The 12717-nt window shown below is 62.9% G+C and carries 7 protein-coding genes and 1 pseudogene; 4 read left to right on the top strand and 4 right to left on the bottom strand.

The window, feature by feature from the left end; all coding sequences use genetic code 11:
• Nucleotides 1-58 precede the first annotated feature (58 nt).
• From QMK47_RS12630 to QMK47_RS12615, 4 genes are all read right to left on the bottom strand, one after another.
• Nucleotides 59-1384: a hypothetical protein gene (locus QMK47_RS12630; protein ID WP_320390300.1), complete on the bottom strand. Its 1326-nt coding sequence runs from the start codon at nucleotides 1382-1384 to the stop codon at nucleotides 59-61.
• Nucleotides 1385-1467: 83 nt separating this feature from the next.
• Complete coding sequence (locus QMK47_RS12625) at nucleotides 1468-2817, bottom strand: aminotransferase class III-fold pyridoxal phosphate-dependent enzyme (protein WP_320390299.1); 1350 nt, start codon at nucleotides 2815-2817, stop codon at nucleotides 1468-1470.
• A gap of 11 nt (nucleotides 2818-2828) precedes the next feature.
• Nucleotides 2829-4250, bottom strand: coding sequence for an aldehyde dehydrogenase family protein (locus QMK47_RS12620; RefSeq protein ID WP_320390298.1), 1422 nt, complete (start codon nucleotides 4248-4250; stop codon nucleotides 2829-2831).
• Between the two features lie 84 nt (nucleotides 4251-4334).
• The gene (locus QMK47_RS12615) at nucleotides 4335-5783 is read right to left on the bottom strand and encodes an APC family permease (RefSeq protein WP_253473761.1); all 1449 of its coding nucleotides are present in this window, start codon (nucleotides 5781-5783) and stop codon (nucleotides 4335-4337) included.
• A 449-nt stretch (nucleotides 5784-6232) separates the two neighbouring features.
• Between QMK47_RS12615 and QMK47_RS28735 the strand changes: the two are divergent.
• From QMK47_RS28735 to QMK47_RS12600, 4 genes and pseudogenes are all read left to right on the top strand, one after another.
• A pseudogene (locus QMK47_RS28735) lies at nucleotides 6233-7426 on the top strand (HAMP domain-containing protein); the annotation flags it as partial.
• A gap of 102 nt (nucleotides 7427-7528) precedes the next feature.
• Nucleotides 7529-8284, top strand: a complete 756-nt coding sequence (locus QMK47_RS28730) for a methyl-accepting chemotaxis protein (RefSeq protein ID WP_408980864.1) — start codon at nucleotides 7529-7531, stop codon at nucleotides 8282-8284.
• A 95-nt stretch (nucleotides 8285-8379) separates the two neighbouring features.
• Nucleotides 8380-9549, top strand: a complete 1170-nt coding sequence (locus QMK47_RS12605; protein ID WP_258690934.1) for an efflux RND transporter periplasmic adaptor subunit — start codon at nucleotides 8380-8382, stop codon at nucleotides 9547-9549.
• A 3-nt stretch (nucleotides 9550-9552) separates the two neighbouring features.
• Nucleotides 9553-12648, top strand: coding sequence for an efflux RND transporter permease subunit (locus tag QMK47_RS12600; RefSeq protein WP_320390297.1), 3096 nt, complete (start codon nucleotides 9553-9555; stop codon nucleotides 12646-12648).
• Nucleotides 12649-12717: the final 69 nt, after the last annotated feature.

Genomic DNA, 12717 nt, shown 5'->3' with positions numbered 1-12717 from the left:
TGCGCAGTCCAGCGGGCGCAAGCTCCCTCGCCACAGGGTTTATCGAACAGCCCCTGCTTCAGAACGGCACGGCCACCGTCACCTGGCTGTACACGTTAGTGCCATTGCCCGCCACTTGATTGCCCCCGGTCGTTGCATCCCGATCCGGCTTGTAGAGGCCTATCAACGGCGTGATGATCAAGTGCTCGTTCACCGCCCACTCGGCATACAGATCCAGCTCGCGGGCATCCAGGTTCAGGGCGCTATCTTTGCGTACCGTGTTGAAATCAAAGTACAGCGCACCCAGGGTCAGATTTTCCAACGGTTTGGCTGTCAGGCCGACATGATGAATGCCCGTGTTGCTGTTGAAGGGCCCGGCATAATTGCCCGCGACTTCGCCCTGGAACCAGGTGCCGTAGCCCGTGCTGAGCCCGGTGAACAGCGAGTCCCACTTTTGCGAATAACGGGTGTAGCGATACGTCAGCTTCGGGGCCCAGGCGAGATCGGCAAAGGTGTAGCCGGCCTCGGCGTACCAGGCGTTCTGCGGGCCGGCGTCCTTGTCCTGCCAGGCGTATTCGAATGCCAGGCTGGCGTTCTCGATGCCCGCGTCACCTTCACCACGAATGCTGTAGACGTCCATGCCCTTGCGTTGCTTCTGGAAATCGCTGGCCCACTGCTCGTTCACGTCGAGGCCATGTATCCAGGTCAGCCCCAACGTGCCCGCCTTGGCGGTGTAATCGAGCGTGCCGGCGGCCAGTTCGGTTTCGGCCTGGGCGCGGTTATCGGACTTGAGCCACACCACACTGCCATGCAGCCCATCCTGCCCGCCCAGACGTAATACGGCGGTTTGATCGAACGCGTGCCGGGCAGCCAGGTAATAGGCGCCACCGCGATTCAAGCGACCATCGGCAGGCCCTTTGCCCAGGTTCGGCCCGTCATCGTTGATCAAGAATCCCCTGCCCAGCTTGACCACCTGGCGGCCGCCGGAAATATCGACGCCGTCCTGCCCCAGCACGGGAAACAGATCGGCGGAACGCCAGCCCAGGTAAGCGTCTTCAATCTTCGTCGTGCGCTCGCTGCCCAGCGTATTGCCGGCCGCGTCGCCATCGCCCCAGGTGGCGGAACTGACCAGGCTGAACGCCCCGTAGGCGGTGCCATGGCCGGCCAGGCCCTGGTCTGCGCTGACGCCATACTTGATGAAGCCTTCGCGCCAGGTTGAACCACCTGGCCGGCCGTCGTAATTCTTGCGACTGTTGAAAAGACCGAACACGGCCAGCATGTCGGCGTTGAGGTGAGTGTCGTCATCGGCATACAACTCATAGGCCTGGACCTGACTCGCAGCGCAGAGCGCCAGCGTACAGGCAAGGCCACTGCCGAAAATTCCCATACGCGATAGGTTCCGCATGGCTAGAGCTCCTTTTGGTGCGCCCTTGATAGGCTGTTTTTATATTCAGGAGCCGGCACCGCAGGCGGCGCCGGCTGGCTGGGCTAACGGCAGTCGGCGAGCGCGCTGTCCAACGCACCGACCATCATGGTCGCCTCGTCAGAGGTGAGGGTCAGCGGCGGCGACATCACGATTTTGTTGCCTATCGGGCGCATCAATACGCCGGCCAGGCGCGCCTGCTCGGCAATGCGCGAGGCCAGGCCCGTAGCAGGGTCAAGCGGCTCGCGCGTGGCCTTGTCCGCCACCAGGTCCACGGCGATCATCAGGCCCTTGCCGCGCACTTCGCCCACCACTGCATAACGCTCGGTCAGCGGTTGCAGTTGTTCCAGCAACTGGGCACCGACCTTCCCGGCGTTGCCTGACAAATCCTCGGCCTCGACGATGTCCAGCACCGCCAGGGCCGCCGCGCAGGCAGTCGGGTGCCCGCTGTAGGTGTAGCCGTGCATGATGACGTTGCTGAAGCCCGGGCCATTCTCGATGGCATCGACCATGCGCTGGTTGAAGACCGTGGCCCCCATGGGGATGTAACCGGCGGTGATGCCCTTGGCCAGGCACAGTACGTCGGGGGCGACACCCCAGCCACGACTGCCGAGCATGCAGCCGGTGCGGCCGAAACCCGTCACCACTTCATCGGCGATCAACAGGATGCCGTGGCGGTCGCAGACTTCGCGCAGCCTCTTCCAGTAGTACGCCGGCGGCACGATCACGCCGCCGGCGCCTTGCACCGGTTCGGCGATCAGCGCAGCAATGGTCTGCGGGCCGAGCAGCGCGATCTGGTCTTCCAACTGACGAATGCAGTGAGCGGTCAGTTCTTCCGGATCGCGGCAGTCCCAGGGGTTGCGGTACAGCCACGGCGTGTCGAGCAGATGACAGCCAGCCAGCAGCGGCCCGTGGTTGTAGTGATACACGCCGTTGCCGCCCACCGAGGTCCCCCCCACGTGCACGCCATGGTAACCATTGCGCAATGAGAGAAAGCGCGTGCGCCCTGGCTCGCCGCTGGCGATCCAGTATTGGCGGGCCATTTTCAGGGCCGTCTCGACCGCGTCGGAACCGCCTGAGCTGAACAACACTCGGGTCATGTTTTCCTGGGCGAACATCGACGTCAGCCGCTCGGCCAGGTCGAACACCCGAGGATGGGCGATGCCGTCGAAGGTCTGGTAATAAGCCAGTTCGTCCAGCTGCGCGGCAATGGCCGCCTTCACTGAAGCCCGATTATGGCCCACGTTCACGTTCCACAAGCCGCCGACACCATCGAGCATGCGATGGCCTTCGATATCGGTGATGTAGTTACCGTCGCCACGGGCGATGATCAACGTCTTGGAGCGGTTCGCCGGCGCCGAAGAACTCATCGGGTGCCAGAATTTTTTTTGTGCTGTCTTGTATTGCTCGTACATGGTTGCACTCCTCACTCTGTTTCACGCTTGCGTACGTACAGCAGTTGCTGGCCGGTGAACTCCAGCAACCCTTCAAGGCCGAACTCAACGCCGAACCCGGACATCTTGCTGCCGCCAAACGGCGTATTCGGCTGGATCTGCGCATGGCAGTTGACCCAGGCCATGCCACATTCCAGGCGACTGGCCAGGGCCTGTGCCTGCTCGCTGTCGCGTCCCCAGACCGATCCACCCAGGCCCATGTCGCCCGCATTGGCGCGACGCAGGACATCCTCGACATCCTGGTAGGCAATCAGCGGCAACACCGGCCCGAACTGCTCCTCATCCACCAGGCGCTGCCCATCGGTCACATCGGCAACCAGCGTCGGCGGATAGAAAAAGCCCGGGCGGTCCAGACGAGCACCGCCGCACAACACACGCGCCCCCTGGGCACGGGCATCGGCCACCAGTTCCTCAACCAGCTTCAACTGTTCGAGGTTCTGCACCGGGCCAAACGTGACCCCGGGCGCCAGGCCGTCACCCACCACCTGACGCCGGGCGATCAGGGTCAGGGCCTCGGCAAAGGCCTCGTACTGGGATTGGTGGATGTACAAGCGCTTGAGGGCGGCGCAGGTCTGCCCCATGTTCAGAAATGCGGCCTGGAAAATATCTTCGGCGACCGCCTCGACCGAGGTGCCTGGCAGCACGATGGCGGCATCGTTGCCGCCCAGCTCCAGGGTCAGGCGCTTGAGGTTGCCGGCGGCGCCGCGCATTACGCTCTGGCCGGTGGCGGTGGAGCCGGTGAAGACAATCTTCTGGATCCCGGCGTGGGCGGTGATCGCACTGCCGAACCCTTGTTCACCGGTCACGCTATTGATCACGCCCCGAGGCACGTGGCGAGCGATGATTTCCACCAGGCGCAGGGTGCTCAAGGGGGTCAGGCTCGACGGTTTGCTGATCACGCAGTTACCGGCCCGCAACGCCGGCATGATGTGCCAGACAGCGATCATGAACGGCCAATTCCAAGGCGTGATCGACGCGACCACACCCAACGGCTTGCGGTGCAGTTCAATACGCTGGGTCGGGGTTTCTTCCACCAACTCCACGGGAATCTGCTGCTCGGCGGCATAGCGCGTCCAGGCCACCGCGCCCATCACTTCGGAGAACGCCAATTCCAGCGGCTTGCCCTGTTCCAGGACAATGAGCGGGGCCAAGGCATCGGCTTCCTGTTCGAGATCGGTAGCGATGCTCAGCAGGCGCTGGCGGCGATCTTCATGGGTGCTGTGTCGCCACTCGACAAAGGCCGATTGCGCCGCTTCGACAGCGAGGTCCAGCTGGGCCAGGGAACCGGCCGCGCATCGAGCGAACACCTTGCCGGTCGCCGGATTGAGCACATCAAAGTGCCCGTTTTCACCGTCGACCCGAACCCCATTGATGAGCATTTGATAATCGTGCATAGAACCTTCCTTTCACGCGCTGACGAATCGTCCCGAACGACAGCGGACTTGTTTTCTGGGTGGATTGACGTTGTGCCTGGCGCCTTAGAGCTTGTGGCTTCCCAGCGCCATGAATCGCTCGGGGGATGCCTTGCGCAATCGAGCGGCGAGGAACACGCCGACGATCAGCGCGGCGGGAATCACCGCGCATAGGCCATAGGACAGGAGCTGGCTGGCGCCGGTCAGCACGTCGAAATGAATCACCGCAAGGGCCAGGACCGCCAGCAATGCCAGGCACGAAAAGACCGGAAGAATCCGACCGCGCCAGAGCCCCAGCTTCAGCTCCGGGTGAGCGCGAAAATAGACAAACACCGCCGCTGAGGTCAGCGCCATGAGCAGGATTACGCACAGCGTGGCCAGGTTGGAAAACCAGGCGAACAGCTGAAGGATCGGATCGGCGTCCAGCGCAGCAAAGATCAGCACCACCACCGCCGCGATCAGGCTTTGCAGGACCGAGCCCATGTGCGGACTCTGGTGAACGCGATGGGTGGTGCCCAACCGGCTGTGCAGCAAACCGTCGCGGCCGATGGCATAGAAATAACGTGCCGCGGCGTTGTGGAACGCCAGCAGCCCGGCGTAGATGCTGACCATGAACAGCACGCGGATGATCTGGGTCAGGTGCGGGCCGACAAAGTGATCGGACATGCCGTAGATGAACGTCGTTGGATCCTGGAGCGCCTGCAGGGTCGGCACGATCTTGTCGGCCCCGACACCAATCACCATCGCCCACACCGACAGGGCATAGAAACCACCGATCAACAGCACCGAGCTGTAGGTGGCGATGGGAATCGTGCGGTGCGGGTTCCTCGCCTCCTCGCCGTAGATGGTGGTGGCCTCGAAGCCGATGAACGCGGCGAAGCAGAACAGCAAGCCGATGGACGGCGTGCCGCTGAACACATGGCTGCGATCGAACGAATCGAGATTGATGCCGCTATCGCCACCGGTCTTGAGAATGGCGAAATCCAGCGTCAGGATCGCCAGGTACTCGGCAATCACCACCACCGACAGCACCCGGGCCGACAGGTCGATCTTGCGATAGCCAAGAATCGCGATGCTCGCCATCGCCAGGAGCGAATAGGTCCACCAGGGCAAGTCCAGGCCAAAGACGCTGGCCATCGTGCCGCTGACCACGCCGCCGAACATGCCATACAACCCGACTTGCAGGATGTTGTAGGCAAACATCGCCAGCACCCCCGCCGCGCCGCCGGCCAAGCCACCCAAACCGCGAGCAGTGAATGCATAGAAACCGCCGGCATTGGTCATGTGCCGGGACATGGCGGTGTAGCCCGCCGAGAACGCCAGTAACACCAGCAAGGCCAGGATCAGCAATGCCGGTGTGCCAGCGCCGTTGCCCAGCATGATGCCAATGGGGAAACCGCCGGCGATGACGCTCAAGGGGCTCGCCGCCGAAATCACAAAGAAGATGATGAAACCGACACCCAAGGCGCCGCGCTTCAACTCCGTCGAACTGCTGATCGGGAAAGATACGCTCATTGTTCTTGACCTTATTGTATGAGGCAGTTGTTGCTGGATCGCAGACGCCAGCTTCGCCGACTTCCAAAAGCTTATTGTTCTGCTTGCACGCTGGATTCGATGCTAGGCCGTTGCCAAAACTCTTCGCTATCCCAAAACGGCAGCATCCAAAGCCGCGCCCCAAAACAGGTCAGCCCAGCGAGGGATTACTCCCGCTGGACCTGACTGGCGCTGTAGGAGCTGTCGAGCGAAGCGAGGCTGCGATCTTTTCAGCACCATTGAGTCTCAAGCGAAAAGATCAAGATCAAAAGATCGCAGCCTCGCTTCGCTCGACAGCTCCTACCGGGCGCACAACGGCTGCCGATTCGGGATAACGGGAAAATTCCTCCTGCCGCAAGATAACCTCGCCCACCGCTCAGACAGCGCTGGGCCCAAAACAATAAAAGCCCCTAAGCGCAGGAAACTTCAGCATGTTCTTCGCTCGTCTCTCTATCCAATGGCGGATCACGCTCTTGAGTGGCCTGTGCTTGCTCGCCGTCGTCGGCGCACTGACCGGTGCCTCCCTGTATCAGAACCAACAAGGCGCAACGCTGCTCAAGCAGCAAAGCAGTCAACTGCTCGGGCGCTCGGCCCTGGAAGGTTTGCAGGCACAGGGCCTGGCCCATGGTCAGCGGGTGGAACGCTTTTTCAGCGAAACGGCGATCTATGGGGAGGGCTTTGCCCAGCAAGTCTTGCAACTGCGCGCCCAAGCGTGGAACGGGCGACTGACGCCAGGGCAACTGCGCCGGGACCTGATCGCCGCAACCCGCCAAGCCCTTCAGAACCGCGAAAAAGTCCTCGGTTTCTACGTGGTGCTGCTGCCCGACGCGCTGGTCGGTGAAGATGCCGCTTTCACTGGCCAACGCGATCTGGCCGGCAATGAAAAAGGTCGCTTTGCCCTGTACTGGTCGCAAAGCCAACCCGGCCATTTGGTGCAAGAGGTGCTCAGCGAAGCCCAGATCAGCGCCAACACCGCACCACCGGGCAGCGAGCCGGCCAACGCCTGGTACGTCTGCCCGCAGACCCTGGGGCGCACCTGCGTGACAGAGCCCTACGCGATCGAGGTCGAAGGCCAGAAGACCTTGATGAGCAGCATCTCCATACCGTTGCTGGACCAGGGCAAAGTCATCGGCGTGGTGGGCATGGACATCAGCCTCGATACCCTCCAGCAACTCGCCGCCAGCCTTGCCAACGACCTGTATCCCGGCCACAGCGAGATCAACATTCTTTCCCCGTCAGGGCAAGTTGCCGGCCATAGCGGCACGGTTGACGGCACCTCCGTCGACGTTCGACAAGCCGTGCAAACCGTCCCCGACAATACCCCCTGGCAATTGCAGATACGCGTGCCCGAAACGCTAGTGCAAGCACCGGCCCTGCACATGCAGGCGCAGTTGGACGACAAGTATCGCCAGGCCAACTGGTTCAACCTCAGCCTCGGCTTGCTGGCTGCCGGTTTGGGCCTGTTGCTCATCTGGCTCACCGCTTACGGCGTGACCCGGCCGCTGCTGCGGGTGGCGCACATGCTCGACGCCATTGTCGAGGGCGACGGCGATCTCACCCAGCGCCTGCCCAACGACCGCCACGATGAATTGGGCCAACTGGCGAAGGGCTTCAATCGCTTTCTCGACAAATTGCAGCCCATCATCCGCGATATCCAGCAAGCCTCCCTGGACACCCGCGACACCGCCGACACGTCGGCACAGGTGGCCCGGGAAGTCAGCGCGGGCATGCACACGCAGTACCGGGAAGTCGAACTGGCGGCAACGGCCTTGCATGAAATGAGCACCAGCGCCCAGGAAGTGGCGCGCCATTCCCACCAGGCGGCCGATGCCGCCACCGTCGCCGAAAGCGCAAGCCGATCGGGGCGTGAACTGTTCGCCAACGCGGTCAGCAGCATCGACAGCCTGGACCGGCGCCTGGAGACCACGCTTGAGCAAGTGCAGGCGCTGGCCGGCAACAGTCAACACATCGGCCAGGTGCTGGACGTGATCTGCGCCATTGCCCAGCAAACCAACCTGCTGGCCTTGAATGCCGCCATCGAAGCCGCCAGGGCGGGTGAACAGGGGCGCGGCTTCGCGGTGGTGGCTGACGAAGTTCGCCATTTGGCCAGCAACACCCAGAACTCGGTCGAGCAGATACGCACGGTGATCGAAGCGCTGCAGCAGTTGAGCCAGGAGGTCGTGCACAGCACCCATTTGAGCCGCGAGCAGGCCAGGGACAGCGTCGTTCAAGTCGAAAAGACCCAGGCGGCACTGCAACACATCAGCGACGCCGTGGAAGTGATCGAACACATGAACCAGCAGATCGCCAGCGCGGCCCTGGAGCAAAGCGCTGTGGTGGAAGACATCAGCCATCGCGTCAGTGACATTCGAGGGATCAGCCAGACCTTGACCGGCCAGATGGAACAAGCATCGCAAACGAGCCACTCATTGCATGCCATGGCCAACCATCAGCAAGAGTTGGTGGGCCACTTCCGGGTTTAAGGGGGATTACACAATTTCACAGAGCGCCTACAAAGCTTCACCCCTGCCGTTGGTCAGGCCCCCTACCATGGGCGGCTCAATAGTGGGGAAGCACCATGTCCAAGAATCCTGTCGTCACACTGGGCCTGTTGGTCGGCACGCTGCTGCTCAGTGGCTGTGATAGCACCTCGACCCCGGAAGCCTCCGCCCCGCTGGCAAGCGTGCGTGTCGAAACCGTCCAGGCCCGCCCCCTGTCGATCAGCAACGAGCTGAGTGGCCGGATCGCCGCGCCACGGGTGGCCGAAGTCCGGGCGCGGGTGGCCGGCGTGGTCTTGCAGCGGGTGTTTCGTGAAGGCCGCGACGTCAAACAGGGCGAGGTGCTGTTTCGCATCGATCCGGCGCCATTCAAGGCCGACCTGGACAGTGCCCAGGCGGCGTTGCGCAAGGCCGAGGCCAATGCGTTCCAGGCCCGCTTGCAGGCGCAACGTTACGCCCAGTTGATCGATGACAAGGCGATCAGTGGCCAGGACTACGACAACGCCCGGGCCAGCGTGCGCCAGACTGCCGCCGACGTCGCTGCCAGCAAGGCCGCGGTGGAACGGGCGAAACTGAACCTCGGGTACGCCACGGTAACCGCACCGATTTCCGGACGGATCGGTCGCGCCCTGGTGACGGAAGGCGCCCTGGTCGGGCAGAACGAAAGCACGCCGTTGGCATTGATCCAGCAACTGGACCCGATCCACGCCGACCTCACGCAATCGACCCGCGAACTCAACGACCTGCGCCGCGCTTTTCGCGCAGGGCTTTTGCAAGCGGTCGGCCAGGGCCAGGCCAAGGCCACGTTGATTCAGGACGATGGCAGCCCCTATCCGCTGCCCGGCAAATTGCTGTTCACCGACCTCAGCGTCGACCCGAGCACCGGCCAGATCACTCTGCGCAGCGAATTCCCCAACCCCGACCTGGACCTGCTGCCGGGCAGTTTCATTCGCGTGCGCCTCGAACAAGCGGTCAACAGCCAAGGCATCACCGTGCCACAGCGGGCGATCCTGCGCGACAGCGCCGGGGTTGCCCAGGTGCTGTTGCTGGACGCCGAGCAGAAAGTCAGCCAGCAACCGGTGCAACTGGGCGTCGCGCAAAACGATCGCTGGGTCGTCACGCACGGTTTGAAACCCGGCGACCGCATCGTCATCGAAGGCTTGCAACACGCCCGTCCCGGCGAGCAGGTCCAGGTCGATGACACCCCACTTCCCCTCGCCCAGGTTCCCGGGCCACAGGCAGGACACTAAGCCATGCCGCAATTCTTCATCGACCGCCCGGTGTTCGCCTGGGTCGTCGCGCTGTTCATCCTGTTGGCCGGTATCCTGGCCATCCCGCAACTGCCGGTGGCGCAATACCCGGTCGTGGCCCCGCCACAAATCGAGATCTACACCGTCTACCCGGGTGCTTCGGCGCAAACCGTGGACGAAAGCGTGGTCAGCCTGATCGAGGAAGAACTCAACGGCGCCGACAACCTGCTGTATTTCGAATCCCAGAGCAGCCTGGGCAGCGCTACCATCACCGCGACCTTCCAACCCGGCACCAACCCGGAACTGGCCCAGGTCGATGTGCAGAACCGCCTCAAGGCCGTGGAGTCGCGCCTGCCGCAAGCGGTGACCCAGCAAGGCTTGCAAGTGGACAAAGTCTCCGCCGGCTTCCTGCTGCTGATCACCCTCACCTCCAGCGACGGCAAGCTCGACGACGTGGCCCTCAGCGACTACCTGGCGCGCAACGTGATGAACGAGATCAAGCGCCTGGACGGTGTCGGCAAGGCCCAGTTGTACGGGGCCGAACGGGCCATGCGGATCTGGATCGACCCGCAGAAACTCGTCGGTTTCAACCTGACCCCGGCCGACGTCAATGCCGCCATCGTGGCGCAGAACGCCCAGGTGTCGGCCGGCAGCCTGGGCGATTTGCCGAGCCGCAGCACCCAGGAAATCACCGCGACCATCGTCGTCAAAGGCCAGCTCAACACGCCGCAAGAGTTCACCGACATTGTGCTCAAGGCCAACCCCGATGGCTCGACGGTGCGCATCGCCGACGTGGCACGGGTGGAAATCGGCAGCCAGGAATACCAGTTTTCCACGCGCCTGAACGGCAAGCCATCCACCGCCGTGGCCGTGCAACTGTCGCCGGGCGCCAATGCCTTGAACACCGCGACCCTGGTGCGCAACAAGATGGACGAGCTGTCGCGCTACTTCCCGGCCGGCGTGGAATACAAGATTCCCTATGACACGTCGCCGTTCGTCAAGGTCTCGATCACCAAGGTGATCTACACCCTCGGCGAGGCGATGTTGCTGGTGTTCGCGGTAATGTTCCTGTTCCTGCAGAACATCCGCTACACCCTGATCCCGACATTGGTGGTGCCGGTGGCGCTGATGGGCACCTTCGCGACGATGCTCGCGCTGGGGTTCTCGATCAACGTGCTGACGATGTTCGGCATGGTGCTGGCCATCGGCATCCTGGTGGACGATGCCATCGTGGTGGTGGAGAACGTCGAGCGGATCATGGCCCAGGAAGGCTTGTCGCCCAAGGAGGCCACACGCAAGGCCATGGGACAGATCACCGGGGCGATCATCGGCATCACCCTGGTGCTGGTGGCGGTGTTCATTCCGATGGCGTTCATGCAGGGCTCGGTGGGGGTGATCTACCAGCAGTTCTCGCTGTCGATGGCGACCTCGATCCTGTTCTCGGCGTTTCTCGCCCTGACCTTGACCCCGGCGCTTTGTGCGACCTTGCTCAAACCGGTCGCCAAAGGCGATCACCACGCCAAGACGGGGTTCTTCGGCCTGTTCAACCGTGGTTTCGAGCGATTCGGCGAGCGCTATCAAGGTTGGGTGGCCTATGCGCTGAAACGCAGCGGCCGTTATCTGCTGATCTACGGCGTGTTGCTGGTGGGCATGGGCCTGCTGTTCAGTCGCCTGCCCTCCTCGTTCCTGCCGGTGGAAGACCAGGGCTACACCATCACCGACATCCAGTTGCCACCGGGTGCCAGCAAGAATCGTACGGTGCAGGTGGTGGAGCAGATCGAAGCCCACAACGCCGGCGAACCGGGGGTCGGTGACAGCACGATCATTCTCGGTTTCAGCTTTTCCGGCAGCGGGCAGAACGCGGCCCTGGCCTTCACCACCCTCAAGGACTGGTCGCAACGCGGCGCCGATGATTCGGCGGCGTCCATTGCCGACCGTGCCAACCTGGCGCTGAGCCAGATCAAGGACGCCATGGCGTTCTCGGTGCTACCGCCGCCAGTGGACGGCCTGGGCACTTCCAGCGGTTTCGAGTTTCGTTTGCAGGACCGTGGTGGCCTCGGCCATGCCACCTTGATGCAGGCCCGCAGCGAATTGCTCGCCGCCGCCGACAAAAGCCCGATGCTGATGAATGTGCGTGAAAGCGCCCTGGCGGAGGCGCCGCAGGTGCAATTGGAGGTCGACCGCAAGCAGGCCAATGCCCTGGGCATTTCCTTTGCCGACGTCGGTAGTGTGTTGTCCACGGCAGTGGGTTCGACCTACATCAACGACTTCCCCAACCAGGGGCGCATGCAACGGGTGGTGGTCCAGGCCGAGGGCGACCAGCGCAGCCAGGTCGAAGACTTGCTGAAGATTCATGTGCGCAACAACAATGGAAAAATGGTCCCGTTGTCAGCCTTCGTCCAGGCCCGCTGGACCCAGGGGCCGGCGCAATTGACCCGCTATAACGGTTATCCGGCGGTGAGCATTTCCGGTGAACCGGCACCGGGCTACAGCACCGGGCAAGCCATGGCTGAAATCGAACGGCTGGTGGCCTTGGGGCCGACGGGCCTGGGCCAGGAATGGACCGGGTTGTCCTTGCAGGAACGCTTGTCCGGCAGCCAGGCGCCCATCCTGTTGGGCCTGTCACTGCTGGTGGTGTTCCTGTGCCTGGCGGCGTTGTACGAGAGCTGGTCGATCCCGACTTCGGTGTTGCTGGTGGTGCCGCTGGGTGTACTCGGCGCGGTATTGGCGGTGTCGTTGCGCGGCATGCCTAACGATGTGTTCTTCAAGATCGGGCTGATCACCATCATCGGCCTGTCGGCGAAAAACGCGATCCTGATCATCGAGTTCGCCAAGAGCCTGTACGACGAAGGCCACGACCTGATCGACGCCACGCTCCAGGCTGCACGCCTGCGCCTGCGGCCGATCATCATGACCTCGCTGGCCTTCATCCTTGGGGTGGTACCGCTGGCGATTGCCACGGGCGCCAGTTCGGCAAGCCAGCAGGCCATCGGTACCGGAGTGATCGGCGGGATGATCACCGCCACGCTGGCGGTGGTGTTCGTGCCGGTGTTTTTTGTGGTGGTGATGAAGCGTGTCAGGCGTGTTGACCGCAAGTGAGGCTAGGCCGGATTACCGCTATCGCGAGCAGGCTCGCTCCCACAGGGGTTGTGCTGTGCCAGAAAAACC

It is taken from the genome of Pseudomonas sp. P9_35, assembly GCF_034008205.1.
GTDB lineage: Bacteria > Pseudomonadota > Gammaproteobacteria > Pseudomonadales > Pseudomonadaceae > Aquipseudomonas > Aquipseudomonas kilonensis.
This window is presented reverse-complemented; position numbering and strand designations above follow the sequence as displayed.